Raw genomic sequence first — 26,935 nt, 5'->3', positions numbered from 1 at the left:
CAACACCGCAATGAGGAGCGGGGGGACAACCATGATGCGCGATCAGGCCATGTTTCAACCGGGCATCGATCAGACTTTAGCCGACGCGTCGAGCCGCGTCACGCAGCCGCGCTTCTGGGACGCGCTGCCCGCACGCTGGAGCAGCGACGCAGACGACACGCTAGTGTGCTGCCAGGTCCGCAACGAAACGCACGACGTGAAGAGCTTTTTCTTCCGCGCGCCATCCGGTCGGGCGTTCGTGTTCGAGCCGGGGCAGTTCATCACGCTGGAGTTGGAGATCAACGGTGAGACGATCAATCGCTGCTATACGATCTCGTCGCCGCCCACGCGGCCGCATACGATCTCGATTACCGTGAAGCGCGTGCCGGGCGGCACGGTGTCCAACTGGTTGCACGACCATCTGCATGCGGGTATGCAGGTGCGCGTGCTGGGTCCGGCCGGCGAATTCACCTGCGCGCGGCACCCGGCGCGCAAGTTTCTGTTTCTGTCGGCGGGCTCGGGCATCACGCCGCTGATGTCGATGAGCCGCGCGCATCATGAACTCGGCGAGGACAGCGATATCGTGTTCGTGCATAGCGCGCGCACGCCGGACGACATCATCTTCGCGCGCGAGCTCGATCTGATCGCCGCGAATCAGGCGCATTTCCGCACCGCGTTCGTGTGCGAACGTGTGGGAGCGCGCACCAATTGGCCTGGCGTCACCGGCTTTCTGACACTGCCGCTGCTGAAACTCATCGCGCCGGATTTTCTGGAGCGCGAGATTTTCACCTGCGGCCCCGCGCCGTATATGCAGGCCGTGCGCAATCTGCTCGATGAGGGCGGTTTCGATCGCAAGCACTATCACGAGGAAAGCTTTTCGTTCGAGACCGTCGGCGAGGTGGCCGCCCCGGTCGAAACCGCAACCCGTTTCAAGGTGAGCTTCACCCGCAGTCATCGCGAGATCGAGTGCGGCAGTGGCCAGCATGTGCTCGATGCCGCGAAGCAGGCGGGCGTGCGGCTGCCGGCGTCGTGTACGCAAGGCATGTGCGGAACCTGCAAGGTGAAGCTCGTATCCGGCGAAGTGGCGATGAAGCACGCGGGCGGGATCCGTCAGCGCGAGATCGATCAGGGCATGGTGCTGCTGTGCTGTAGCAAGCCCCTGACCGATCTCGTCGTCGACAAGTAACCCGACGACAACATGGCAAGCATTGGGCGGATTCGCGTGGAAGTCGCGTGCGGACAACTGCATGTCGCAAAACAACGCTACCCGGCAATTCTGGTTGGCGATTCTGGATACGCGATGACCGGTTCGATGGCAAACGCGTCAATGGGCAAATGGTGCAACGGGAGAACGGCGATGAGACTGATCGGAAGGATAGTGGTGGCAAGCGCGTTGGGGGCGATGCTGGCGGCGGGCAGTGTGAGCGTGTCGGCCGATTCGAAGCCGACGATCAAGATCGGCTACGTGGAGGGCTGGGACGATAGCGTCGCGACGTCGAACGTGGCCGCCGAGGTGATCGAAAAACGCCTCGGTTATCAGGTGCAGCTGGTGCCGGTCGCGGCCGGCGTGATGTGGCAGGGCGTGGCGCGCGGCGATCTCGACGCGACGCTGTCCGCGTGGCTGCCGGTCACGCATGGCGCGTACTGGAACAACTTCAAGGAAAAGGTGGTCGATCTCGGGCCGAACTTCACCGACGCGAAGATTGGTCTGATCGTGCCGGACAACGTGGATGTGAAGAGCGTCGGCGATCTGGAGGCGAAGAAGGCGGAATTCGGCGCGCGCATCGTCGGTATCGACGCCGGCGCGGGCGTGATGCAAAAAACCAGCGAGGCGATCAAGGCCTACGGACTCGACTATCAGCTGATGCCTAGTTCAGGCAGTGCGATGACCGCGGAGCTGGCGCGCTCGGAGGCGGCCAGCAAGCCGATCATCGTGACCGGCTGGAAGCCGCATTGGATGTTCGCAAAGTACAAGCTGAAATTCCTCGACGATCCGAAGAAGGTATTTGGTGAGGCGGAGCACGTGGATAGCGTGGTGAATCCCGAACTCGAGAAAAAAGCGCCGACGGTAGTAGCGTTTCTGAAGAAGTTTCAATGGAAGCCGGGCGAAATCGACACGGTGATGCTCGCCACGCAGAATGGCGAAAAGCCGGCCGCGGCCGCCAATGCGTGGATCAGCGCACATTCGGATCGCGTCGATAGTTGGGTGAAGTGAGTCGGACAGCGTAGACGCAGCACGCGCAAACGCCGCTTGTTAGCGGCGTTTTTCTGTTTATCGCAGCACGACGGTCCGCTCGCCGTTGATGAAAACGCGCCGCTCGATGAACGCCTTCACCGCGCGCGCGAGCGTAATGCATTCGACGTCTCGCCCGGTCGTCAGCAGCCGTTCGGGACTGTACGAGTGATCGACCGGTTCGACTTTCTGCTCGATGATCGGACCTTCGTCGAGATCGTCGGTGACGAAATGCGCGGTGGCGCCGATCACCTTGACGCCGCGCGCATGCGCCTGATGATACGGTCTCGCCCCCTTGAAACCGGGCAGGAACGAATGGTGGATATTGATCGCGCGTGCGGCGAGCGCCCGGCTCGTTTCAGCGGACAGGATCTGCATGTAGCGCGCGAGAATCAGCAGCTCCGCGCCGGACGTGTCGAACAGATCGAGCAGCCGGGCTTCCTGTTGCGGCTTCGTGTCGGCTGTCATCGGCAGATGATGGAACGGCACTCCGTGCTGCCGCGCGAGCGGTTCGAGGTCGCGATGATTCGAGCCGATCCCGACGATGTCCATCTTCAGCTCGCCCATACGCCAGCGAAACAGCAGATCGGCGAGACAGTGTTCGAGTTTGGACACCATGATCAGGACTTTGGGCCGGATCGCGAGATCGTGGATCGCCCACGTCATCCGGAAACGCTCGGCGATCGGCGCGAATTCCTGCTTCAACGTCGCCAATTGCAGCGCATCGTCGCGATCGACATGGTGAAACACGCAGCGCACGAAAAAGCGCTCGCTGAGTTCGTCGTCGAATACGGTGAGTTCGTCGACATAGCAACGATGCCGCTCCAGAAAGCCAGCGACGGCGGCAACCTGGCCCGCCGCGCTCGGACACGCGACGGTGAGAACCAGCTGAGCAGGACGGGAAACGGCTGACATAAGCTCTCCACATGGACGATCAGGCGATACCGCGGGGCGCGGCACGCATCGTCGCAGTAGAGCAAATCGGGCGCTTGCGCGGCTAGAAGCTAACCGCCGTTGCGCTGGAACGGCAACGCCAAGGGATCGGCGGGCTGGCTTTCGTTCTAATCTGCGGGGGCCGCCGCGAGTCTTCGCTTGAGCGTATCGATCAACGCGCGCACCTTCGCCGGCGGGTGGCTCGTCGGCGGAAACACGGCCTGGATGCTCGCGGGCGCGGTCGCCCACTCGGGCAGCAGCCGGATCAGCCGCCCGGCCTCGACGTCTTCGCCGATCGAAAATTCCGTCAACAGACCGATGCCGCCGCCGGCAAGCGTCGCCGCGCGGCAGGCATTGGCGGTGTTGACGCGCAATGCGGACGCGCAGCGCACACTGGCCGTATTGCCATCGACGTGCCGCAGATCGAGTGTCAACGGATGCGGCAGCACCGACAACGCGCAAAAGGGCAGCGCCTCCAACGCGGCCGGGGTGCCCGGCACGCCCCATGTGCGGACGAACTCGGGACTCGCGACGACCCATCGGACGAAGCTCCCGAGCTTCACCGCGCGATAGTTGGAATCCGCGAGACGTCCAAGCCGGATCGCGACGTCGATACCGTCGGCAATCAGATCGACGTACCGGTCACTGCTGAGCAGTTCGACGTCGAGCTGCGGATGCGTGCGGCGCAATTCAACCAGCGCGGGGGCGACGACGAGCGTCCCGTAGTCGTTCGGCGCACTGACGCGCAGCGTGCCGCTGACTGGCGACGTTTCCCCGCCGAGCGCGTTCAGCGCGTCTTCCGCGGCGCGCAGGATCTTCACGCTCGCCTCGTAGAACGCGCGGCCCGACTCGGTGACGCTGAGCCGCCGCGTGGTGCGCACAAGCAGGCTCGCGCCGACCTCGGCTTCGAGCCGCTGGATGTGCGTGCTGACCATCGTCTTGGTGAGTCCGAGCCGCGTGGCGGCGGCGCTCAGCGAGCCTGCGTCGATGACCGCGACAAAGATCGCGAGGCGGTTCAGGTTCACGTTGCGCACATCGGCCATGATCGATTGTCCAACTTCGCTTGACTGTGTTTCCCGGATTATCAGGCTTCCGCGCGACAGTGCCTACCCGTTATTCTCGGGCTGTCCCTCATCGCAAACGGAGCCTGCCATGCCTGCCGCCAGACCCGCCGAGCCCATCAAGCTGTATACGACACTGCTTTCAGGCCACGGTCATCGCGTGAAGCTGTTTCTGACACTGCTCGACCTGCCGTTCGAAGTCATCGAGCTGCACATGATGGCTGGCGATCACCGCAAGCCCGAGTATCTCGCGCTCAATCCGTTCGGCCAGGTGCCGACGATCCAGGACGGCGAACTCACGCTGTTCGATTCGAACGCGATTCTTGTCTATCTGGCGAAGCGCTATGGCGACGAGTCGTGGCTCCCAGACGATCCGGCCGGCGCCGCGGCGGTGCAGCGCTGGCTGTCGCTCGCGGCTGGCCAGATCGCATACGGTCCGTGCGCGGCGCGACTCGTCACCGTGTTCGGCGCGCCACTCGATCACGAGGACGCGAAGCAGATCGCCGTCAAGCTGTTCGACGTGATCGACGAGGAGCTTGCCGGCAAGCCGTTTGTCGCCGGTGCGCACGTGACGATCGCCGATATTGCCGCGCACACGTATATCGCTCACGCGCCCGAGGGTGGCGTGTCGTTGCAGCCTTATCCGAACATTCGCGCCTGGCTGCGTCGCGTGGAGGCATTGCCGCGTTTCATCGCGATGCCCTCGACGAAGGCTGGATTGCTCGCGGCGTGATTCGAATTTGGAGCCGCCAGATTGTGCATCGGAGTCCGACCATGTCCGAGTTCGTTCCACTGAACAGTTGGGGGGCCGACGTGTCGCCGTTTCACGCCGGCGAGCAGGCCGTGCAGCAGCGCGCGGGTGTGCGTGAGCTGGCGGAATCGATGGGGCGTCGCGGGATTCGCCGCTTCATGCCGGAGCAGCACCGCGAATTCTTCTCCGCGCAGCCGTTCGTCGTGATTGGTGGCGTCGATGCGGGCGCTCAGCCGTGGGCGACGCTGCGTGCGGGTGCGCCGGGTTTCGTCTCCTCACCCGATGCGAAAACGCTGCGTATCGAAGATGGCGTATTGGCTGGCGACCCGCTCGCCGCCGGTTGGCGCGAAGGCGCGCTGCTCGGTGCACTCGGCATCGAGCCGCGCACGCGGCGCCGCAATCGGGTCAATGGCGTCGTAAGGGCCGTGGAAGGGAAGACGTTGCAGATCGAAGTAATGCAGAGCTTCGGCAATTGCCCGAAGTACATACAGAGCCGCACGCCGTCGTTCATCGCGCGGGACGCGGCCGCGACGCGCGCGCAGCCCGAGATCGCCACGCATCTGGGCAGTGACGAGCGCGACTTGCTCGCGAGTGCGGACACGTTCTTTATCGCCAGTGCGAATCTGAGCGAGGAGGCGGGGCCGGGCAGGGGCGTCGACGTTTCGCATCGCGGTGGCGCGCCGGGCTTCGTGCGCGTGGACGACGCCAATACGTTGACCACGCCCGACTACAGCGGCAACCGCTTTTTCAACACGATCGGCAACCTCACGCACGATCCACGCGCGGGACTGCTGTTCATCGACTTCGCGAACGGCGATCTGCTTTACCTGGCGGTGCAAGCGGAGATCATCTGGGACGGGGACGAGCTCGCGGCATTCGCTGGCGCGCAGCGGCTCGTGCGGTTCCATGTGAGCGAAGTGCGACGAAGCCGCGGAGCATTGCCGTTCCGATGGTCGGGTGTCGAACTGGCGCCGCAGTTTCTGCCGAAAGTTCGCGAAAGCGCATGAGCCCACGCGTATGCGCGCGGTTTAGCGCGGTACGGCGATCGCTTTAATGCGCATTCCTGCCGAGCCGATAAGACACGCCGAGCCGGGTAGCCAGTTGCCACACATACACTCGGGAATACGAAATACCGAACTGACGGCTTATCAGCTCGCGCATGCGTGTATTGCTCCAGCCGTCGGCGTCGAAGCCGTAGTCGCGAGGCGAGGCCTTAAGTGCCTGCGCAAGCCAGTCAAGATCCGCCATGGCGAGCGCCGAATGGCGGCCGCCGACGCTCATGTTTCTGAGCGCGTCGAGCCCGCCTTGCTCCAATAGCTTTCGATATCGCTCGACTGTGGTCTTTGCCATGCCCATCTCTTTCGCGACCTCTGTCGCAGCGGCGCCGTCGAGCAGCTTCTTTCCAGCCGCGAGACGCCGTGCGACGGTCGGCAATTCGTCATTCGGTCGATGCATCGCAGAACTCCGTCGTTGGGTTCGATCACCGGACTGCAAGCAGTTACTGGGGTAGACAGAGAGAGGGCGCATAACTTACAGATAATCGAAAATTCCTCAACTGTGTCCAGAAGAATGAAAAATCAATCACGTCTTTTGTCTGATAGGGAAAAGACGCAAACCTGCGAAACCCCGTAGTTCGACCCTTGCTTTCAAAAATGTTAAAAGATTTTCTTGCGATTGAATTTAACGTTTGCTAACCTGATTGAAATGATTTAAATAGCAGTATCAATTCGCCAGCCGGCCTTGCCCGGGCGGGCCGGCCGTGGCCGGATCGTGCGCGTGTCGACGTCTGGCGCTTTTCAACATGGCAGCCTGTCACAAGCCCGAGCCATTTCAAAGCGCGGCTTCTTGTTTTGCGAATGTTTTTAACGCATTTCCCGATGCAGGACAGCGACGTTTTCCGGAAACCTGCGAAAAATGGCGCGGACGATGGAAAACCATTTCGCGGCGTTTTTTCAGCAGGATTATAGGTAATTTTGGCAGTCCTGCAGAGCGTCACGGGAAATATCGAATTCATTAACGATCTGCTTAATCTGGCTTCATCGTTTAATTACCTCTACGCCGGGCACTTTCTGACTCGATACGCATAGCTGCAATTAAAGATGGCTGCGCTTTCAACGGTTGCCGTTGCCCGCCGTGGGCGTTGCAAGCGGACGGTAAGGAGAGCGACATGAACACGGACAGGACCCGCGATATCGCCGCGATGCTAATGCATGCCGCGAGGCGCAAAAGGCTTGTGACGTATCAGGAACTGCATGCGCTTTTTAGTCGGGACGAACCGTTGCAAAGCCGTTATCGGGCATTGGAGAACGCAGCACGCTCGTTGAGCGATTGCGCATCGCTCGACTATGGCTGCCTGATGAGCCTCGACAACGGTCTGCCTGGCGATGACTTCTTTAATCGTTTCAGGCACGGCAGACCGCGTGAATACCAAGAGGTGATGGGCTTTGGGTCGGCGGGGCGCTCGACGACCAGGAAACGACTGATTGCGGATGCCGAGCGCCGCCGTGTGTTCGAACACGCATCACAGATGGCGGGAAGTGGGAACGCGACGAGCACGTTGCGTCCGTACGGCCACGCCACAAGAGCAAAGCCGGCAACGAAAAATCCGCCGCAAAGGCAATAGCAATTTTTGAATTTTCCGCAAAACTTATTCTCTCCGCATGCAGAAAAAGATTTAACAATCGGCTAATTGCTTCATATGGCGCGCATGAATTAACCGATATGCGAAATGGTTCGCAATGCGTCAAGGCTCGTGATTGAGCACGGAACAAAATTGGTATTAAATTGTCTGGCCACTTTCGTTTTGATTACTGCGGCGGCCAGCGCCCGGTGGCAGGGACCCGCGCGAAGTATGTGCAATGTTCGCTAGCGCTGAGATCCACACTTCGAGCCGTTCTCCGAAAATACCAGATTTGACATAATGTAATTTATCACCAGAATGCATGTAGCTCCCAAATAGAAATATCTGATTCCTGCCCCTGATCCGGCGCATGCTGCCGCGTGGCGTTGCCAGGAGCCCCGAGATGAACGGCCGTGAACTGATCACGGCAACCATGCGCAGTTCGATCTCGACCCGCGATCAGCACTTTGCGCCGAACTCCAGCAAAAATCGACGCTGTCACGGCAATCGTCAATCGACCCGTAAATCTTTACCAAACGGGTAAGAGAAAATCGGCTTATGATTTGATGACCGCGTTCAATCGCTTGATCGCTCCGTGTAAGGTGGCGCTCATTGCTTGCGCCTCGTACGGCATATTTTTTGATTACGGTCGTAGAAGAAAAAGCAATTGGAATGTGGGCTATGGACACCCTGACAGACGTACGTGGGCATTCTGAGACTAAGCGGATTCGAATCGACAAAAGTGTCGCTTTGAAGTCTTTCGATGACGTGGTTCCACTGGAGACGATCAGCGAAATCAACCAGCGCATCGATCAATTGTTTGGCAACACGCCGCAGCGTTCGCTGTCCGGCGAGAAGATCGCCGAGATACTGCGTCGGGGCCAGGCCTTTCGGGAGCTCGAGCGGTCGATCTGCACGAATGCGCGGGCGATGGCTGCGAAGAACGGTCTGACAAATTTACCGCTAGAGCCGTATCACGTACTGCGTTGTGCGAGCACGTCGGCGCTGGTGGAGAGCCATTGCCGCCATTACGACTCGCATCTGCTGACGCTGCTGATTCCGCTGCAGCTCGCACCCGACGGTGTTCACAACGGCGACCTCGTGATGTACCGCAAGCCGCGGCTGTCGGTAACGACAGTCAGCAACGTGATCTGCAAGGTGCGTCATGGCTTCCTGCACAGCCTGCCGCTCAGCTGGCGCAGCTGGCATACCTTGCATGATCTGCGTGTCGGCAACTGCAAGCGCATCCCGGTCAAACCCGGCAGCGTGTACGAATTCAACGGCTTCGCAATCCAGCACGCGAACCTCGACGTGCAGAGCGGACAGCGGCGCACGCTACTGATCCACTACTACGACCCCGGCCACTCGCTCGGTCTGAGCGCCGTGCTGCGACGCGGGCGCATCGGCTGAGCTCCGCCTTGCAAGCCTGAAGTCCCCCACTGTTCATTGCCTGTTCCGCAAGCGCATATTGCGAACCCTCCTGAATCGAACAGGAGGCCCTGCGTGCGATCGCAATGCACGAGGCAAGAGGATTTCACTTTGCTTTTAATCCGGCATAGACTGAATTCAGACTTTTTCCGTTAGCCGCTTTCTTCGCACTTGTCGTGGCACTTGCCGTGCGCGGCGACGGACGTCTTTTGTCGTGCTCCACGAGCCGATGCCAGCCGTGCCGGTTCGTGTCTAATCACCAATCGAAAGGGACGACTCATCATGGCCGCTTCCGGTTACATGGCACGCAAGACCGTTGCCGATATCGTCGGCAGCGCCGACGTCGAAGAAGGCCGCAAGCTGTCGAAAACGCTGGGCGCGACCAGTATCACCGCGATGGGCATCGGCGCGATCATCGGCGCCGGCATCTTCGTGCTGACCGGCACCGCCGCCGCGCAGTTCGCGGGACCGGCCATCATGCTGTCGTTCGTGCTAGGCGGCATCGCGTGCGCGTTCGTCGGCCTGTGCTATTCGGAGCTGGCGGCGATGCTGCCCGTGTGCGGCAGCAGCTACACGTACACGTATGCGACGCTCGGTGAGATCTTCGCGTGGATCATCGGCTGGGACCTGATCCTCGAATACGCGATGGGCGCGGCAACCGTCGCGGTCGGCTGGTCCGGCTACATCGTGAGCCTGTTGCGCAACGTCGGCATCGAGATTCCGCCCACCCTCGCCGCCGCACCCGGCACCGTCGTCAAACTGGCCGATGGCTCGACGATCACCGGCGTCATCAACCTGCCAGCGGTGCTGATCATCGCGATCCTGACCACGTTGCTCGTCTTGGGTACGAAGGAATCGGCGCGGCTGAACAACGTCATGGTCGCGATCAAGCTGACCGTGGTGGTCGCGTTCATCGCCATCGGCGTGTTTTTCATCAAGCCGGAACACTGGCATCCGTTCATTCCTGCGAACACTGGCCAGTTCGGCAGTTACGGGATGAGCGGGATTCTGCGCGGCTCGGCCGTGGTGTTCTTCGCGTTCATCGGCTTCGATGCGGTGTCGACCGCCGCGCAGGAAGCGCGACAGCCCCAGCGCGACATGCCGATCGGCATTCTCGGTTCGCTGATTATCTGTACGGTGCTGTATATCCTCGTCGCGGCCGTCCTGACCGGACTCGTTCCCTACACCGCGCTGAACGTCCCCGATCCGATCGCCAAAGGCGTCGATGCGATCGGGCTGACCTGGTTCGCGATCCTGATTAAAATCGGCGCGCTGACGGGGCTGACCACCGTGATCCTCGTGCTGCTCTATGGACAAAGCCGCATTTTCTTCACGATGTCGCAGGACGGTCTGTTGCCGCCGCTGTTCGCGCGCGTGCATTCGCGTCTGCACACGCCGCATCTGAGCCAGATGCTGATCGGCACTGTCGTCGCGATCGTCGCTGCGCTGACACCGATCGGCGTGTTAGGCGAGATGGTCAGTATCGGCACGCTGTTCGCGTTCATCCTCGTGTGCGGCGCGGTGATCTATCTGCGGCGCAGCGACTCCGATGCGTTGCGTCCGTTCCGCGCGCCCGGCGTGCCGGTCGTGCCGGTGCTCGGCATCCTGTTTTGTCTACTGCTGATGCTTGGCTTGCCGCTCGTCACATGGCTGCGGCTCGTCGTGTGGCTCCTGATCGGCATGACGATCTATCTGTCGTACGGGCGCAACCATTCCGTGTTGCGGCATCCGGAGTTGCGCAAGCGGTGAATGATCGGGGCGGGGCGATAGAGGGATTTCAGCGCCCCGCCCTGCTCGTTCGCGAGACGCTGTGTAGAGACGATATGAAAGCTGCCCATCGTGGTTGGTGACAGCCTCCTTTTCTTCTAGGTATCGAAGTACAGGTAAAACTCCCACGGATGCGGGCGCAGTTTGATTGTGTCGATCTCTCGTTTTCGCTTGTATTCGATCCAGGTCTGGATCACGTCGTCGGTGAACACATCGCCTTGACGCAGAAACGCGTGGTCGGCTTCGAGCGCGGCCAGCGCCGCTTCGAGGGAACCCGGCACCTGCCGTATGGCGCTGGCTTCTTCGGGCGGCAGGTCGTAGATGTTCCGGTCAAGCGGATCGCCCGGGTCCATCCTGTTCTCAATGCCGTCGAGGCCCGCCATCATCATCGCCGCGAACGCCAGGTAAGGATTCGCGGACGGGTCCGGACAACGAAACTCGACGCGCCGCGCGTTCGGCGAATCCGAATACATCGGGATGCGCGCCGCAGCCGAACGGTTGCGCTGGGACATCGCCAGATTGACGGGTGCCTCATACCCCGGCACCAAACGCTTGTAGGAATTCGTCGTCGGCGCGCAGAAAGCCATGAGCGCTGGCGCATGGTGGAGCAGTCCGCCGATGTACCAGCGGCATACGTCGGAAGTCAGCGCCCAGCCGCCTGCGTCGTAAAAGAGATTCAGGTCTTCTTTCCACAGGCTCTGGTGACAATGCATGCCGCTCGCGTTGTCGGCAAACAGCGGTTTCGGCATGAAGGTGGCCACCTTGCCGTGCCGACGCGCGACGTTCTTGCAGATGTACTTGTAGATCATCACGTTGTCGGCCATGCGGGTGAGCGTCGCAAAGCGCATGTCGATTTCGTTCTGTCCTGCAGTCGCGACTTCGTGGTGGTGCACTTCGATCTGCACGCCCGCCTGCTGCAGCGTCAGCGCGATCTCCGAACGGATCTCCTGCAGCGTGTCATGGGGCGGTACCGGGAAGTAGCCCTCCTTGTAGCGTTGCTTGTAGCCGAGATTGCCACCGCCGTATGCGCCTTCGTCCCGACCGGTGGTCCAGTCGCCTTCGGCCGATTCGACATAGTAGTAGCCGCTGTGCTGGTCCTGTCCAAAGCGGATCGAATCGAAAATGAAGAATTCCAGCTCTGGCCCGAAATAGCAGGTTGTCGCAATGCCCGTCTGACGCAGATAGTTCTCAGCCTTTTTCGCGATGTAGCGCGGATCGCGCGAATACGGCTGCCGCAGCACCGGATCGACTACGTCGCAAATGATCGACAGGGTCGGCGTGCCACACGCCGGGTCGACGAAGGCAGTTGCCGGGTCGGGCAGGAGCAGCATGTCGGACTCGTGGATCTCCTGGAAGCCGCGGATCGACGAACCGTCGAAACCGATGCCGGCGTTGAACAGATCGTCGTGAACCTCGGGGAGCGTGATCGAGAAATGCTGCCAGAGTCCGGGCAAGTCGGTGAACTTCAGATCGACGATCTGGATACCGTGCTTCTGGAGCAGGTCGATCACATCGCTTGCCTTTTGTGGGCGCGTGACGCGATAGCTGCCCGCCTCGACGGACACCGCAAACGGCGATCCGGTAGTTCCTTGCGTACTGGCCATGACTTTGTCCTCTTCCGCCCCTCGACCCATAGCCCAACGTTAGTACGTCTGCGCGCGAAAACAAGGCAGAAGTGAGTGGGTCTAGCGGTCTTCCGCCAATGCCTTCAGATGGGCTTCCCCTGCGTCTTTTGCAGCGGCGTGAGTCGCATACGTCTCGTCCGAAACGAGCGAACGTTTGACTTCCCGAGCCCCGAAGTCGACCAGCGTGATTACCCAGACATGCTCGCCACCCTGCTCGGCTGTTTGCACGAAAGCGCGCACGTCGCCCTTGTCGTCTGATTTCATCGTGACCTCCTTGTGGAAAAGTCGAACGCGAGAGTGTTAGCTACTCCGCGCGTAAGTCGATCTTAGGCGATGGAATCGCACAAATGACGGTTTTCTCGCTTCCGATATCGAACACCGGCCGTGCGTTCGGTCTCGATCCGGGATTCAGGTGTTTTTTGTGAACGGCGCTTCTATGGCTTACTGGTGCCGTTCATATCAGACAGACTGATTGGATATCAAAGGACGCATGCAAACTGACTGTTAATTCCATTGAAATCGAAAGAAAACTTCTATCGTCACCTGTCCCGGACAAGGCGGCGTTAGGGCTTCTCGGGGCACCTCCGCCGCCATTGCGAGTCCATTCCACTCGCATCGGCCAAGAATGAATTGACAAGTCACCCAGACTCGGTAGGATCAACGGAAATCTCTTCCGGGCATCATCCCGCCTGCCACTTCCCAATAACTAAACCGACCGCAAACCGTTAAACCGTCACCGATCTCACGCGCAAAAAAGACTGCCTTGATCAAAGGAGTTTCTCTTGCTTAGCTCCGCATTCCGCCTGCGTAGTCGTGCCGCATCGCTGCTGATCATCGGTTTGCCGCTCCTGCTTGCTGCCTGCAACGACCGGCAGAGCACTCCCACCGCCGCATCGATGCCGCCGGTTCCCGTGCTGGTCGAAACGGTTTCCACCACCGCTGTCGCCGACGTCGTCGAGTTGCCGGGCCGCATCGAGGCCGTGCGCAGCGCCGAAGTTCGCGCGCGCGTCGACGGCATCGTCGAGCGCACGCTCTATCAGGAAGGCACGGACCTGCCGGCCAACGCCCCGCTCTTCCAGATCGACCCGCGCGACTATCGCGCGCAGTTGGAGCAGGCCAAGGCCGCGTTGTCGCGCGCGACCTCCGTGCGCGACAATGCGACCTCGGTGGTGGATCGATTCAAGCCGCTCGTCGGCCGGCGCGCGGTCAGCGCGCAGGAATACGACGCCGCGCTCGCGACCATGCAGCAGGCGCAGGCCAACGTCGCCGACGCGCAGGCCGCCGTCTCACTCGCGCAACTGCGGCTCGATCGCTGCATCGTGCGCACGCCCATCGCCGGGCGCGCGGGCCGCGCGCTCGTCACCGAAGGCGCGCTCGTCAGCGCCGGCGCGGCCACGCTGCTCACCCAGGTCAACCAGCTGACGCCGATCAACGCGGTGTTCACGCAGTCGAACACCGCGATGCTCGACATCCGGCAGCAGATCCAGTCGGGCACGCGCAACCCGATCAGCATGAAGCACGTCGAGGTGCAGCTGATCCTCGCGAACGGCCAGCTCTACGACGAGCCAGGCTTTCTGGATTTCACCGATCTCGTCGTCGATCCGTCCACCGGCACGCAGACGGTGCGCGCGCGGTTCGCGAATCCGGACCGCACGCTATTGCCGGGGCAGTTCGTGCGCGGGCGCATCATGGCGGCGGGTAATCTGCAGGGCATCCGCATTCCTGAGCGCGCGGTGCAACTCGAGCACGGCATCGCCAGCGTTGCGCTCGTCGCCGACGACGGCACCGTGGTCCGCCGTAACATCGATCTCGGCGAACAGGGCGAAGGACGCTGGACCGTGCGCGCTGGTCTGAAGGCCGGTGAGCGCCTGATCGTCGACGGGTGGCAGAAAGTCCAGCCGGGTCAGCATGTCGACGCGCGGGCCGCGCCCAATGCGTCGCCAGCGGCGCAGCCGGCCGCGTCAGCCGCCGCCGCATCGACCGCACACTGACGGGCTCGCCGATGAATCGATTCTTCGTCGCCCGGCCGGTTTTCGCGTGGGTCATCGCGCTTTTCATCGTGCTGTTCGGCGCGATCGCGCTCGCACTGCTGCCGGTCGAGCAGTATCCCGACGTCGCTCCGCCGTCGCTGAGCATCTCCGCGGTTTTCAGCGGCGCGGACGCGAGCACGCTCGAGCGCGCCGTCACGTCGATCGTCGAAGACGAGATGAACGGCATCGAGAATTTCCTGTACATGTCGTCGGTGAGCCGCGCGAACGGCACGATGCAGATCACCGTGGTGCTGAAGCCCGGCACCAATCTCGACATCGCGCGCACCCAGGTACAGGACCGTCTGAGCCGCGTCGAACCGCGCCTGCCTCTCGAAGTCCGCCAGGTCGGCTTGACCGTGACGAAGGCGTCGTCGGGCTTTCTGATGCTGGTTGCGCTGCAGGCGACCGACGCCACCACCAGCGCTGTCGCGATGGGCAACTTTGCGTCGAACAACATCGTCAACGAGCTGCGCCGTATCGACGGCGTCGGCGACGTGCAACTGTTCGGCTCGTCGTACGCGATGCGCATCTGGCTCGATCCGCGCAAGCTCGCGGGCTTCGGCCTGTCGGCGAGCGAGGTGCTGCAGGCGATCCAGGAGCAGAACAGCCAGACCGCGGGCGGCGGCCTCGGCGACCAGCCGATCGCGCCGGGCTCGGAATTCACCGCGCAGATCGTCACGCAAAGCCGCTTCTCGACGCCCGAGCAGTTCCGCGAAATCATCGTGCACGCGAATCCGGACGGCTCGACCGTGCGGGTGGGCGACGTCGCGCGCGTCGAGCTCGGTAACGACAGCTACGGCAACCGGCTGACCGTCAACGGCAAGGTGTCGGCCGGCATCGCGATCCAGCTCGCGAGCGGCGCGAACGCGCTCGCGGTCGCCAGGGCGGTACGCCAGCGCATGACCGAGTTGCAGCCGATCTTCCCGCGCGGCGTCACGTGGACCGTGCCGTTCGACACCACGCCGTTCATCACGACCTCGGTGAACGGCGTGCTGCGCACGATGGTCGAGGCGCTGCTGCTCGTGACCGTCGTGGTGTTCCTGTTCCTGCAGGACTGGCGCGCGACCGTGATTCCGACGATCGTCGTGCCGATCGCGCTGATCGGCACCTGCGTGGGGCTCTATCTGTTCGGGCTGTCGATCAACATTCTGTCGCTGTTCGGCATGGTGGTCGCGATCGGTATCCTCAACGACGACGCGATCGTCGTCGTCGAAAACGTCGCACGCGTCATGCGCGAGGAAGGGCTCAGCGCGCCGCGCGCAACGGTCAAGGCGATCGGGCAGATTTCGGGCGCGGCGATCGCGAGTACGCTGGTGCTCGTCGCGGTGTTCATTCCGATGGCGTTTTTCCCGGGATCGACGGGCGGCATCTACCGGCAGTTCTCGGTCACACTGGCGGTGTCGATCACACTGTCGACGCTGCTGGCGCTGACGCTCGGCGCGGCCATGTGCGCGGCGCTGTTGCGCAGCGAGGCGGCCGCCAACGCGCCGCCGAAGAACGCGGCTTCGCGTCTGCTGCACCGCGTATTCGACGGCTTCAATCGCGGGCTCGACGCCGGCACCACGCGCTATATCGGCGGCGTCGGCGCGATGTTGGGCTCGCCGTTGCGCTGGCTGCTCGTGTTCGTGGCGGCCTGCGCGATCACCGTGTTTTTCTTCATGCGGCTGCCGACCGGTTTTCTGCCGACCGAAGATCAGGGGCATATCTTCATCACATACACCAGCGCGCCGGGTTCGACCGAGCAGCGCACGCAGCACGCGATCGACCAGGTCGAGGCGTTTCTGCGGCAGCAGCCACAGGTGCGCAACATCGCGTCGGTGACGGGCTTCAGCTTCTTCGGCCAGGGACAATCGGCGGCACTGTCGTTCGTTGATCTGAAGCCGTGGGACGAGCGCCCGGGCGAGGCGAATTCGGCGAGCGCGCTGGTGCGTCGCGCGAATGCCGCGTTCCAGCAGATTCCCGATGCGTTTATTTTTGCGCTCGACCCGCCTGCGATTCCGTCGCTCGGCAACGCGACCGGCTTCACGATGAAGATCCAGGATCGCAGCGGCGTCGGTGGCGAAGCGCTGCAGCAGGCCGCGCGGCGCATGATGATCGAGGCGTCACAAAGCCCTCTGCTCGCGGGCGTACGCGCCGAGGGCATGCCGGAAGCGCCGCAACTCTACGTCGAGATCGACCGCGTGAAGGCACGCGCGCTCGGCCTGCAGATCGGTCAGGTCAATCAGGCGCTCGCGTTGACGTTCGGCGCGAACTACGTGAACGACTTCGTGTTCGAGGGCAACGTGCTACGCGTGCTGTTGCAGGCGGATGCCGAGCAACGGATGCGCGCCGAGGACGTGACCTCGCTGCGCTTGCGCAACAACCGCGGCGAGATGGTGCCGTTCTCGGCCTTCACGCGCGTGCGCTGGATTTCCGGCCCGCAGCAGCTCGAACGCTATAACGGCTTTCCGTCCTCGACACTATCGGGTCAGGCCGCGCCCGGCCGTTCGAGCGGCGCGGCGATCGCCGAGATGGAGCGCATTGCGTCGCACGTGTTGACCGGCAACCTGACCTACGAATGGACTGGCACCGCGCTCGAGGAAAAGCAGGCGGCCGGCCAGATCGGTATGCTGCTCGGGCTGTCGCTGGTGGTCGTGTTCCTGCTGCTCGCGGCGCTGTACGAGAGCTGGGCGATTCCGGTGGCGGTGTTGCTGATCATTCCATTCGGCGTGATTGGCGCGGTGGTGCTGACGATGCTGCGTGGACTGTCCGCGGACGTGTACTTCAACATCGGCCTCGTGACGATCATCGGCCTCGCTGCGAAGAACGCGATTCTGATCGTCGAGTTCGCGATCAAGGAGGAGTCGGAAGGAAAGGACGCGCTGGCCGCGGCCAGGAACGGCGCACAGCAGCGCCTGCGCCCGATTCTGATGACCAGCGTCACGTTCGTGTTGGGCATGATGCCGCTCGTGCTCGCAACCGGCGCGGGCGCCGCGAGCCGACGCGCGGTCGGCACCGGCGTGATGGGCAGCATGCTGACCGCCACGTTATTCGGCATCTTCTTTACGCCGCTGTTCTACGTCGCCGCGCGGCGCTGGCTGAGTCGCAAGAAGCGCAGCATCGATCTCGACGATGACGATTCGACGGCTGCGCCGGGGGGAATGGGTGGAGGACAGCCCGATGCGTAAGAGCCTGCTGTTGCCCCTCTTCTGCTGCTCGCTCACTGCCTGCAATTTTGCGCCGAAGTATCAGCAGCCCCCAGTGCCGATCGCCGATCACTTCGACATAACGGAGACTGCCAATCCGGCCAATGCGACTCTGGCAAAGCAGGTCGACTGGCGGACGTTCTTCGCCGATCCGCAATTGAAGCTGCTGATCGAGACGGCGCTCGAACACAACCGCGATCTCGCCGCGTCTATCGCTCGCATCGAACAGGCGCGCGCGTTCTATCGCATCCAGAACGCCGCGCGTTTGCCGCATGTCGATGTGAACGCGGGCGCGACCCGCACGAAAGCGCCGCTCGGTTCGATCGAACCCGAGTTCGAAGATACCGACATCTCGGTCCAGTTCAACCAGTACAACGTGCAGGCCGCGGTGACGTCGTTCGAACTCGACTTCTGGGGACGCGTGCGCAACAGCAGCGAAGCGGCGCGGCGCCGGTATCTGGCGAGCGTCGACGCACAGCACGCGTTCCGTTTGTCGCTGATCGGCAATGTCGCGTCGAACTACTACGCGATCCGCTCGGGCGAGGAAGGCGTCGAGCTCGCGCAACGGACGCTCGACAGTCGTCGCTACGCGCTCGAAGTCGCCAGGCTGCGGCTCGACGCAGGTGTCACCTCGACGGTCGATTACGACCAGGCCGCCATTCTCGTCACGCAGGCGCAGACGCAACTCGCGGAGCTGCAACGGACCACCGCGCAGCAACGCCATCTGCTCGAAGTGCTGATCGGCGGGCCGCTTGCCGAAGCGCTACCGCACGCGCCGCCGATCGCCGACGCCGCGCAGTTCCGCGCGCTCGATGCAGGCTTGCCCTCCGCGTTGCTGATCGATCGGCCGGACATCCAGCAGGCCGAGCAGCAGCTGCGCGCGGCCGATGCCGACATCGGCGTCGCGCGCGCGGACTTCTTTCCGCGCATCGCGCTGACGGGCAGCTTCGGTTACGTGTCGCCGGAACTCGGCGATCTGTTCGAGCCGGCCAAGCAGGCGTGGACGTTCGGCGCGCTGATCGGCATGCCGATCTTCGATGCGGGTCAGCGCCAGGCGCAACTAGCGGCGACGCGCGCGCGGCGCGACGAACTGGTCGCCGATTATCAGCGCACCGTGCAGAACGCGTTTCGTGAGGTGTCCGATGCACTGGTCGCACGGCAACGCTACAAGGAGCAGATCGCGGCGCAGGAACAGGCGGTGCAGGCGCAGCGGCAACTCGCCGAAACGGCCGAGCTGCGCTACGAAAATGGAATCTCGATCTATCTCGAGGTGGTGGATGCGCGACGCAATCAGTTCGCCGCCGAGCAGCAGCTGATCCAGCTTCGGGCGACGGCGTTGCAGAACGGGGTGTCGCTTTACGTCGCGTTGGGGGGCGGCCCCGACGAGCCGCAGAACGTTTCGCAAGGCACGTCACAAGCGGATCGGGCCCAGCCTTCCAACTGAGGCACGCGCGCTACATCAGCGCGCCGTGCCGGCCGCCGGCATTGCACCGGCGGCTTCGACTCATCAGCCAAGCGTCACTTCGACCGACGCTTGCGCACCGTCGCGCACCACGGTGACGGACACGCTGTCGTCAGCCTGCGCGATCATGCGGCGCAGCTGCTCGACGCCGTGAATCACCTTGCCGTCGACGGCAACGATGATGTCGCCTGCCTGAATGCCGGCTTCGGCGGCCGGACCGGTGGCCTGCTGCACCACCACGCCGCCAGGCAACTGCGCTTCCTGCTGCTCGTCTTCGGTCAGCGGTCGCACGGCGACGCCGAGACGCGGACGGTTTTGCTGCTGCGGCTGTTCCTGCTGCTGTTCGCGCGGCGCGGCCGACGCCACGTCCGACGCTTGCTGCGCGCCCACCGTCACCGACAGCTTGCGTTCGCCGCCGTTGCGCCAGACGCTGATCGTCGCTTCGCTGCCCGGCGAGAGCTGCGCGACCTGCCCGACCAATTCAGTTGCATTGGCGATACGCTTGCCGTTCACGCCGACGATCACGTCGCCTTGACGCAGACCGGCCGCTTGCGCGGGGCCGTTCGGATCGACCGAGCCGACCAGTGCGCCGCCCGTCGAGTCGAGGCCGAGCGCCTTCGCCTTGTCGGCGCTGAGCGGCTGCACGCCCACGCCGATGCGGCCGCGGCTCACGTGACCCGTGCGCACGAGCTGATCTTTCACATGCATCGCCGCGTCGATCGGAATCGCGAACGACAGGCCCTGGAAGCCGCCGGTGCGCGAGTAGATCATCGAGTTGATGCCGATCACTTCGCCGTTCAGGTTGAACAGCGGACCACCCGAGTTGCCCGGATTGACCGGCACGTCGGTCTGGATGAACGGGATCGGGCTGTCGTCGGACATCGAGCGCGATTTCGCGCTGATGATGCCCGAGGTCACCGTGCTGTCGAAGCCGTACGGCGAACCGATCGCCACGACCCATTCGCCGACCTTGCTGTTGTCCGGGTTGCCGATCTTGACCGTCGGCAGATTCGTCGCGTCGATCTTCACGACGGCGACGTCGGTGGTCTTGTCCTTGCCGATCACGCGTGCGTGGAATTCGCGGCCGTCGGTGAGCTTCACGCTCACGCTGGTCGCGCCGTCGACGACGTGATTGTTGGTCAGAATGTAACCGTCCTGGCTGATGATGAAGCCCGAGCCGAGCGCTTCGCCGCCGCTCTTGCGCTGACCGTTTTCATCGACGGACGCGGCTTCTTTCACGCCGATATGCACGACCGCCGGGCCATAGCGCGACACGATGCTGGAGAAGTCCGGCGCCGACGAGCGCGAGCCGACGATATCCGCCGTCGCGCGCAGTGCCGACGTGGAGCCCTGCGCGTCGCTCACGGACGCATCGGCATTGCGATGGCTGAGCGCATACGCGCCGCCGATTGCGAGTGCAACGCAGATCGCAGCGCTACCGCGCCAATAGTTTTTCGTGGTCATAGTCAGGAAGTGTCGCCGATGGTTACGTGATGGGTGCGTAATGTAGTGGCCTCCACTTAAAGCAGGCTTAAAGATGGTGTTCGATCAGGATCAGCGCGCGAGCCTTGATTTACGGGCTATTTGCGTGTCATGCGCGTATGCGGCGATCGATGCACGTGCATCTTTCGCGCGATGTGAGGATGAGTCGCGGCGTAAGTCGTCGTACCCGCCCCGTAATTTCCCCAGGATTGACCTCACCGAAACCGGTTCTGATAATAACCATATCGTGGACGCTTAATCCACAATGTGGACATTCGGTTTTTCAGCACACTTTGCGAGGAATTTCCCCATGCCCGAGGCCAATCGATCCGACCTGACGCCATACCAGTTGCCGTTCCCCAAGGAAGCGCAAAAGGAAATCGTGGTGCCCTTCGCGATTCCGGCCGACGAACGCGTATGGGTTCCGCAGGCCGAAAACGTGTCGTTCCGCCCGCTGTGCCTGAATGCGTCGCAGGGATACTGGATGAATCTGCTGCGCGTGCGCCGCTCGGGCGTGCTGAGCCGGCACCGTCATCCGCAGGGCGTGCACGGCATGGTGCTGAAGGGCCGCTGGCGATATCTCGAGCATGACTGGATCGCGACCGAAGGCAGCTACGTCTACGAACCGCCGGGCGAAACGCATACGTTGTATGTGCCGCGGGACGTCGAGGAAATGATCACGTACTTTCAGGTCAACGGCGTGATGTTCTATTGCGATCCGTACGGCAACTACACCGGCTATGAAGACGTCTTCACGAAAATCGACATGTGCCGCAAACACTACGCGGCCGTCGGCCTCGGCGAAGACTACGTCGACCAGTTCATCCGGTAACAGGCCGCGCAAGCCGCCAACAAAACAACACCGACAACACCGCAACACCGCAAGACCGAGAGGCACGGCAGCACCATTCCCACACCAGCAGGACACATTGCGCAGGAGACAAACATGCTTCAGAAGTCGCAGCGTCTGAAACGTATCCAGGTGGTCGCCGTCACCTTCCTGACGGTCGCGGGCATCGTCAACTATCTCGACCGCAGCACGTTGTCGATCGCGAATCATCTGGTCAGCGAGGAATTGCATCTGTCCGCTTCGCAGATGGGGCTCCTGCTGTCCGCTTTCTCATTGTCGTACGCGTTCGCGCAGTTGCCGGTCGGCGCGCTGCTCGACCGTTTCGGTTCGCGCGTGATGCTCGGGCTCGGCATGCTCGTGTGGTCGATCGCACAAGTTGCGGGCGGCTTCATCCAGACGCTCAATCAGTTTCTGAGCGCGCGCGTCGTGCTCGGCATCGCCGAAGCGCCGCTGTTTCCGGCCGGCGCGAAGGTCGTCAGCGAATGGTTCGCGGTACGTGAGCGCGGCACGCCGATCGGCACGTTCATCTCGTCATCGACCATCGCGCCGATGATCGCTCCACCGCTGCTCACGGTGCTGATGCTTTCCTTCGGATGGCGAACGATGTTCGTGATCATGGGCGTGGTCGGCATTGTCGTCGCGCTCGCCTGGTACGTCGTTTATCGCAATCGCAGCGAAATCGCTCTGAGCGCGGAAGAAACCGCGCATCTGAACGAAGGCACGGCCACCCAGGAAAACCCGCCGGACCTGAGCTGGTCAGAATGGGGCGCGCTGTTCAAACTGCGTAACACGTGGGGCATGATTTTCGGCTTCATGGGCGTGATCTACATGGTGTGGCTCTATCTGACTTGGCTGCCGGGCTATCTGGAACGCGAGCGTCATCTGAGCATCGCGCACACCGGCTGGGTCGTTGCGATTCCGTATGTGTTCGGTACGATCGGCATGGCGAGCAGCGGCCTGATCGCCGACTATCTGTTGAAGCGCGGCATGGCGCCGATCCGCAGCCGCAAGTGGCCGCTGTGCATCGGCCTAGTCGGTGCGGCTGCGTTTACGGTGCCAGCCGCCTATACGCCGAGCACGACGCTCGCGATCGTCTATGTGTCGCTCGCGATGCTGTTCGTGAACCTCTCCAGCGGCAGTGCATGGGCGCTAGTCAGTGTCGCCGCGCCGCGGCACCTGGTGGCGTCGCTCGGCAGCATGCAGAACTTCGGCGGCTATCTGGGCGGCTCGTTCGCGCCGGTGATCACCGGCATCGTCGTCGATCAGACGCATTCGTTCGTCAACGCGCTGCTGATCAGCGCGGCCGTCGCGTTCGCTGCGGCGCTCGTCTATCTGTTCGTCGTCAAGGAAGTGGCGCCCGCGCCGCTCGCGAGTTCGATCGAGCCTCAACCCACCTGATGCGGCTTCCCACATGACATTCCAGAACCAGCTACTCGAAGGCAAGGCCGCGCTCGTGACCGGCGGCTTGTCCGGCATCGGCGCGGCGATCGCCAACGCGCTTGCGCAACTCGGCGCGCGTACGGTGGCGGCTGGCTTGCCGCTGCCCGAAGGCACGCCCGATACGCTCAATCGCGAGATCCCGCGCGTCGCGCTCGATGTACGTTCGGGCGACGCCGTCACCGCCGCGGTGAGCGCGTTCGAGCGTCTCGACATCGTGGTCAACTGCGCGGGCGTGATCAGCCGCGTCGAAGAGCACCGGCTCGACGTGTTCGAACGCGTGATGGATATCAACCTGAACGGCACGATGCGCGTGTGCACGGCCGCGCGTTCCTTGCTGAAGGCGTCGGCGGGCTGCATCGTGAATACGGCGTCGATGCTGAGTTTTTTCGGCGGTGGTCTCGTGCCTGCGTATAGCGCGAGCAAGGGCGCGGTCGCACAGCTGACGAAGTCGCTCGCGCTTGCGTACGCGGCCGACGGCATTCGCGTCAATGCAATCGCGCCGGGCTGGATCGCGACGCCGCTCACGCAGGCGTTGCAGGACGACGATGGCCGCTCGCAGGCGATCCTGGAGCGCACGCCGCTGCATCGCTGGGGTACGCCCGAGGAAGTCGCGCAGGTCGCGGTGTTTCTGTGCACACCAGCGGCATCGTTCATGACGGGCGCGATCGTGCCGGTCGACGGTGGGTATCTCGTCGCGTGATCGAGCCGCGTGAAGGCATAATTGCGTACCCCTCCCCTGCCTCCGTGTAATGTCGAGCTCCGCTTCCAAACCCTCTTCGCGCGCCCGCGCTGTTGCTGTCGAGCAGATCGATGATAAAACCGGCAACAAGGGCGTCGCTGGCGCCGCCGCGTTCTCGAAGTTCATCGCGGTGCTGCAACTGATCGCCGATGCGCAAACGCCGCCCAACGTCGCGAAGCTCAGCGCGGCGAGCGGCTATCCGCGCCCGACCGTGCATCGCATCGTTGCCGCGTTGCAAGCCGAAGGGCTGATCGTCGCGACGGCTAGCGGCAACACCTTTGGCCTCGGGCCGCGCCTGATCAATCTCGCCAGCCATAGCTGGGAGCGCTCGGACCTGCGGCTCGCGGCCGTCGACGTGTTGATGGAACTGCGCGACCTCACCTCGGAGACGATTCACCTCGCGGTGCCGAGCCAGGGCCAAATGGTCTACATCGAGAAGCTGGAGAGCCCGCACGCGGTGCGCATGGCCTCGCGCATCGGCACGCGCGTGTCGCTGACGTCGAGTTCGGTCGGCAAGGCGTATCTGGCGACACTGACGCAGGCCGAGCGCGAGGCGCTGCTGAAGGTCGCGCCGCTCGAACGTTTCACTGAGCACACGCTGACCGACCTCGACGCCGTGCGCCGGGAACTCGACGCGACCGCGCAACGCGGCCACGCGGAGGATCGCGAGGAGAACGAAGCATCGATCTCCTGCTACGGCGCGGCGATTCGCGGCCCGGACGGCCGCGCGGTCGGCTGCGTGAGCATCAGCATGCCGACCTTCCGTCGTCGTGACGATGTGCAAGCCGCTTACATCGAACCGCTGCTGGCGGCGTGCCGCACGATCGCGGGGCGGCTCGGGCCAGCGAGCGAAAGATAGCCAGAGGTAGCGCCGCCACGCGGCCGCGCGCGTCGATAAACTGCTATTCTTTCTGTCGCGCGGCCGCTCTTGCCGCCCGCCGCGTGCAAGCGGCAGACCCCGACAGCCTCCGGGCGGCGCTCACGCGCCCGACTACGCAAAGACAGGAATACGCATGTTCGGTTTTCTGCGCGGCTACTTTTCAAACGACCTCGCGATCGACCTCGGCACGTCGAACACGCTGATCTACATGCGCGGCAAGGGCATCGTGCTCGACGAGCCGTCGGTCGTGTCGATCCGCCAGGAAGGCGGCCCGAACGGCAAGAAGATCATTCTCGCCGTCGGCCGCGAAGCGAAGCAGATGCTCGGCAAGGTGCCGGGCAACATCGAGGCGATCCGCCCGATGAAAGACGGCGTGATCGCCGATTTCAACATCACCCAGCAGATGATCAAGCGCTTCATCCAGATGGCGCACGAGTCGCGGCTGTTTGCACCGTCGCCGCGCATCATCATCTGCGTGCCGTGCGGCTCGACCCAGGTCGAGCGTCGCGCGATCAAGGAGGCCGCGCATAGCGCGGGCGCCTCGCAGGTCTATCTGATCGAGGAGCCGATGGCCGCCGCGACCGGCGCGGGCCTGCCGGTGTCGGAGGCAACGGGTTCGATGGTCGTCGACATCGGCGGCGGCACGACCGAGGTCGGCGTGATCTCGCTCGGCGGGATCGTCTACAAGGGCTCGGTGCGCGTCGGCGGCGACAAGTTCGACGACGCGATCGTCAACTACATCCGCCGCAACTACGGCATGCTGATCGGCGAGCAGACCGCCGAGGCGATCAAGAAGGAGATCGGCTCCGCGTTTCCGGGCTCCGAGGTCATGGAGATGGAAGTGAAAGGCCGCAACATGTCCGAGGGCATTCCACGCAGCTTCACGGTGTCGAGCAACGAGATTCTCGAAGCGCTGACCGATCCGCTTAACCAGATCGTCTCGTCGGTGAAGATCGCGCTCGAACAGACGCCGCCGGAACTCGGCGCGGACATCGCCGAGCGCGGCATCATGCTCGCGGGAGGCGGCGCGCTGCTGCGCGATCTGGACCGCCTGCTCGCCGAGGAAACCGGCCTGCCGGTGTTCGTCGCCGAGGGGCCGCTGACCTGCGTCGTGCGCGGCTCGGGCATGGCGCTCGAGCGGATCGAGAAATTCGGCAGTTCGTTTTCCTATGACTGACACGCGTGCCGAAGACTGAGCGATGACGACCCTGCCCGCCTACGAGCCGCCCCTCGACGAAACCGAGTTGCTATTGAAATGGATCCGCCGCGCGCGCGAATCGCAGATGAGCCATTACGACATGGCGGACCTGCTGTCGGCGCGCGAGCGCGGCATCGGCTGGCTTGTGACCGCGCTGACCGCATTCGTCGGCACGGCGGTATTCGGGTCGCTGAGCACGGCGCCGGTATCGATCGAGATGCGGATTTTCGTTGGGCTCGTCAGCGTGACGGCGGCACTTTCAGCCGCGCTGCAGACGTTCCTGCGCTATGCGGAGCGTGCCGAGAAGCATCGCGCGGCCGGTGCGCGCTATGGCGCGGTGCGTCGTCGGCTCGAAGCAGTGTTTGCCGGCGACGCCGACGCACGCGAAGCGCACTACCTCACCGCGATCCGCACCGAACTCGACCGGCTCGCCGAAGATTCTCCGAACGTGCCGCCGCGTATCTTCTATCGCACGCAGCGCACCTTGCTGGTCGACAGACCACGTCGGCGGGATGTGTGAAACGGGCGGGTTTTCGTTTCCGTTTCAGGTCACGTCGATCGCTTCCAGTCACAAATCGTCCGCGCTGATCCCCAACTCCGTCGCCATGCGCCGCACGACGGTCTGCAGCCGCATGACTTCATCGGCGAGACGCTTCTGCTCGGCTTTCAGCGCCTCGTATGCGGACGGCGGCACGCTGTCGTCGGCGGCAGCGGACTGGGCAGTCTCGCTGATGCTGACCTCGCCGCACAACAGATGCATCCAGCGAGGCTCGCGCTCGCCCGCCATGCGCGGCAGCCGGATGACGCGTGGCGGCTCGCTCGCGGCAAGCTCATCGAGAAACGCCTCGACCGACGAAATATCGGCAAAACCATGCAGGCGCGCGCAGTTCAGGCGCAATTCGGCGGCCGTTTGCGGGCCGCGCAAGAGCAGCATGGTCAAGAGCGCGATCGACTGTCCCGGCAGCCCGAGCACGCGGTTCATGTTGTGCTCGAAGCGCGGCACGCGGCTGCTGCTGCCTTCAAACACGAGGCTCACGCGTTTCAATCCGTCTATCGCGGTCAGCACCTCGGCCTCGGTCGCGTTCATCACCGGCGCGCGGCCGGTCTTCTGATTGCAGCCGAGCGTCAGCGCGTTCAGCGACAGCGGATAACTATCAGGCACGGTGTGCTGTTTCTCGACAAGCACGCCGAGAACACGTCCTTCGAGCACGGTCAGCGCACGCAGCGAGGGTCGGGAAGGAGCGTCGGGAGTCGAATTCATGGGGATGCGAG

The 26,935-nt window shown here is 63.2% G+C and carries 23 protein-coding genes and 1 pseudogene; 17 read left to right on the top strand and 7 right to left on the bottom strand.

Annotated elements, in window-relative coordinates; translation table 11 throughout:
- Positions 1–31 precede the first annotated feature (31 nt).
- Both L0U81_RS21505 and L0U81_RS21500 read left to right on the top strand, forming a co-directional pair.
- On the top strand, positions 32–1,165 hold the full coding sequence (locus L0U81_RS21505) for a hybrid-cluster NAD(P)-dependent oxidoreductase (RefSeq protein ID WP_233805528.1): 1,134 nt from the start codon (positions 32–34) through the stop codon (positions 1,163–1,165).
- A 171-nt stretch (positions 1,166–1,336) separates the two neighbouring features.
- Positions 1,337–2,194, top strand: a complete 858-nt coding sequence (locus L0U81_RS21500; protein WP_233805527.1) for a glycine betaine ABC transporter substrate-binding protein — start codon at positions 1,337–1,339, stop codon at positions 2,192–2,194.
- 57 nt (positions 2,195–2,251) lie between these two features.
- Here L0U81_RS21500 and purU read toward each other — a convergent pair whose 3' ends face one another.
- Positions 2,252–3,127 carry a formyltetrahydrofolate deformylase gene (gene purU, locus L0U81_RS21495; RefSeq protein WP_233805526.1) on the bottom strand — a complete coding sequence of 292 codons (876 nt, stop codon included), beginning with the start codon at positions 3,125–3,127 and terminating at the stop codon, positions 2,252–2,254.
- A gap of 146 nt (positions 3,128–3,273) precedes the next feature.
- On the bottom strand, positions 3,274–4,188 hold the full coding sequence (locus L0U81_RS21490) for a LysR family transcriptional regulator (protein ID WP_233805525.1): 915 nt from the start codon (positions 4,186–4,188) through the stop codon (positions 3,274–3,276).
- A 109-nt stretch (positions 4,189–4,297) separates the two neighbouring features.
- Here L0U81_RS21490 and L0U81_RS21485 point away from each other — a divergent pair, with 109 nt between their 5' ends.
- Positions 4,298–4,939: a glutathione S-transferase family protein gene (locus L0U81_RS21485; RefSeq protein ID WP_233805524.1), complete on the top strand. Its 642-nt coding sequence runs from the start codon at positions 4,298–4,300 to the stop codon at positions 4,937–4,939.
- Between the two features lie 41 nt (positions 4,940–4,980).
- Positions 4,981–5,937 (top strand): annotated as a pseudogene (locus tag L0U81_RS21480) (pyridoxamine 5'-phosphate oxidase family protein); the annotation flags it as partial.
- 70 nt (positions 5,938–6,007) lie between these two features.
- Here the strand turns inward: L0U81_RS21480 and L0U81_RS21475 are convergent.
- Positions 6,008–6,412, bottom strand: coding sequence for a helix-turn-helix domain-containing protein (locus tag L0U81_RS21475; RefSeq protein ID WP_233805523.1), 405 nt, complete (start codon positions 6,410–6,412; stop codon positions 6,008–6,010).
- 712 nt (positions 6,413–7,124) lie between these two features.
- Between L0U81_RS21475 and L0U81_RS21470 the strand changes: the two genes are divergently transcribed.
- The 4 genes from L0U81_RS21470 to L0U81_RS21455 all read left to right on the top strand — a co-directional run bounded on the left by L0U81_RS21470 (position 7,125) and on the right by L0U81_RS21455 (position 10,754).
- Positions 7,125–7,580: a hypothetical protein gene (locus L0U81_RS21470; protein ID WP_233805522.1), complete on the top strand. Its 456-nt coding sequence runs from the start codon at positions 7,125–7,127 to the stop codon at positions 7,578–7,580.
- Between the two features lie 400 nt (positions 7,581–7,980).
- Positions 7,981–8,121, top strand: a complete 141-nt coding sequence (locus tag L0U81_RS21465; protein WP_233805521.1) for a hypothetical protein — start codon at positions 7,981–7,983, stop codon at positions 8,119–8,121.
- A gap of 206 nt (positions 8,122–8,327) precedes the next feature.
- Entirely contained in the window at positions 8,328–8,987 is a 660-nt protein-coding gene (locus tag L0U81_RS21460; RefSeq protein WP_233805520.1) for a hypothetical protein, read from the top strand.
- A 300-nt stretch (positions 8,988–9,287) separates the two neighbouring features.
- Complete coding sequence (locus tag L0U81_RS21455) at positions 9,288–10,754, top strand: amino acid permease (protein WP_233805519.1); 1,467 nt, start codon at positions 9,288–9,290, stop codon at positions 10,752–10,754.
- A gap of 116 nt (positions 10,755–10,870) precedes the next feature.
- Here L0U81_RS21455 and glnA read toward each other — a convergent pair whose 3' ends face one another.
- Positions 10,871–12,376, bottom strand: coding sequence for a type I glutamate--ammonia ligase (gene glnA, locus L0U81_RS21450; protein ID WP_233805518.1), 1,506 nt, complete (start codon positions 12,374–12,376; stop codon positions 10,871–10,873).
- An 81-nt stretch (positions 12,377–12,457) separates the two neighbouring features.
- On the bottom strand, positions 12,458–12,661 hold the full coding sequence (locus L0U81_RS21445) for a hypothetical protein (protein ID WP_230559253.1): 204 nt from the start codon (positions 12,659–12,661) through the stop codon (positions 12,458–12,460).
- 518 nt (positions 12,662–13,179) lie between these two features.
- Here L0U81_RS21445 and L0U81_RS21440 point away from each other — a divergent pair.
- From L0U81_RS21440 to L0U81_RS21430, 3 genes are read left to right on the top strand one after another with little or no spacing between them, the layout of a single operon-like run.
- Entirely contained in the window at positions 13,180–14,388 is a 1,209-nt protein-coding gene (locus L0U81_RS21440; RefSeq protein ID WP_233805517.1) for an efflux RND transporter periplasmic adaptor subunit, read from the top strand.
- 11 nt (positions 14,389–14,399) lie between these two features.
- Positions 14,400–17,594 carry a multidrug efflux RND transporter permease subunit gene (locus tag L0U81_RS21435; protein ID WP_233805516.1) on the top strand — a complete coding sequence of 1,065 codons (3,195 nt, stop codon included), beginning with the start codon at positions 14,400–14,402 and terminating at the stop codon, positions 17,592–17,594.
- Complete coding sequence (locus L0U81_RS21430; protein WP_233805515.1) at positions 17,587–19,056, top strand: efflux transporter outer membrane subunit; 1,470 nt, start codon at positions 17,587–17,589, stop codon at positions 19,054–19,056. Before L0U81_RS21435 ends, L0U81_RS21430 begins: the two co-directional genes overlap by 8 nt.
- Before the next feature lie 63 nt (positions 19,057–19,119).
- On the opposite strand, the gene L0U81_RS21425 is transcribed toward L0U81_RS21430, so the two are convergent.
- On the bottom strand, positions 19,120–20,538 hold the full coding sequence (locus L0U81_RS21425) for a trypsin-like peptidase domain-containing protein (protein ID WP_233805514.1): 1,419 nt from the start codon (positions 20,536–20,538) through the stop codon (positions 19,120–19,122).
- A gap of 328 nt (positions 20,539–20,866) precedes the next feature.
- Here L0U81_RS21425 and L0U81_RS21420 point away from each other — a divergent pair, with 328 nt between their 5' ends.
- The 6 genes from L0U81_RS21420 to L0U81_RS21395 all read left to right on the top strand — a co-directional run bounded on the left by L0U81_RS21420 (position 20,867) and on the right by L0U81_RS21395 (position 26,183).
- Positions 20,867–21,388: a 2,4'-dihydroxyacetophenone dioxygenase family protein gene (locus L0U81_RS21420; protein ID WP_233805513.1), complete on the top strand. Its 522-nt coding sequence runs from the start codon at positions 20,867–20,869 to the stop codon at positions 21,386–21,388.
- 114 nt (positions 21,389–21,502) lie between these two features.
- The gene (locus tag L0U81_RS21415) at positions 21,503–22,804 is read left to right on the top strand and encodes an MFS transporter (RefSeq protein ID WP_233805512.1); all 1,302 of its coding nucleotides are present in this window, start codon (positions 21,503–21,505) and stop codon (positions 22,802–22,804) included.
- A 13-nt stretch (positions 22,805–22,817) separates the two neighbouring features.
- Positions 22,818–23,546, top strand: coding sequence for an SDR family NAD(P)-dependent oxidoreductase (locus L0U81_RS21410; protein ID WP_233805511.1), 729 nt, complete (start codon positions 22,818–22,820; stop codon positions 23,544–23,546).
- 49 nt (positions 23,547–23,595) lie between these two features.
- Positions 23,596–24,444, top strand: a complete 849-nt coding sequence (locus tag L0U81_RS21405; protein ID WP_233805510.1) for an IclR family transcriptional regulator — start codon at positions 23,596–23,598, stop codon at positions 24,442–24,444.
- Positions 24,445–24,598: 154 nt separating this feature from the next.
- The gene (locus L0U81_RS21400; RefSeq protein WP_008922841.1) at positions 24,599–25,642 is read left to right on the top strand and encodes a rod shape-determining protein; all 1,044 of its coding nucleotides are present in this window, start codon (positions 24,599–24,601) and stop codon (positions 25,640–25,642) included.
- 22 nt (positions 25,643–25,664) lie between these two features.
- Complete coding sequence (locus tag L0U81_RS21395; protein ID WP_233805509.1) at positions 25,665–26,183, top strand: SLATT domain-containing protein; 519 nt, start codon at positions 25,665–25,667, stop codon at positions 26,181–26,183.
- 48 nt (positions 26,184–26,231) lie between these two features.
- On the opposite strand, the gene L0U81_RS21390 is transcribed toward L0U81_RS21395, so the two are convergent.
- Positions 26,232–26,924, bottom strand: a complete 693-nt coding sequence (locus L0U81_RS21390) for a YceH family protein (RefSeq protein ID WP_233805508.1) — start codon at positions 26,922–26,924, stop codon at positions 26,232–26,234.
- Positions 26,925–26,935 lie beyond the last annotated feature (11 nt).

This window comes from Paraburkholderia sp. HP33-1, assembly GCF_021390595.1.
Lineage (GTDB): Bacteria > Pseudomonadota > Gammaproteobacteria > Burkholderiales > Burkholderiaceae > Paraburkholderia.
This window is presented reverse-complemented; position numbering and strand designations above follow the sequence as displayed.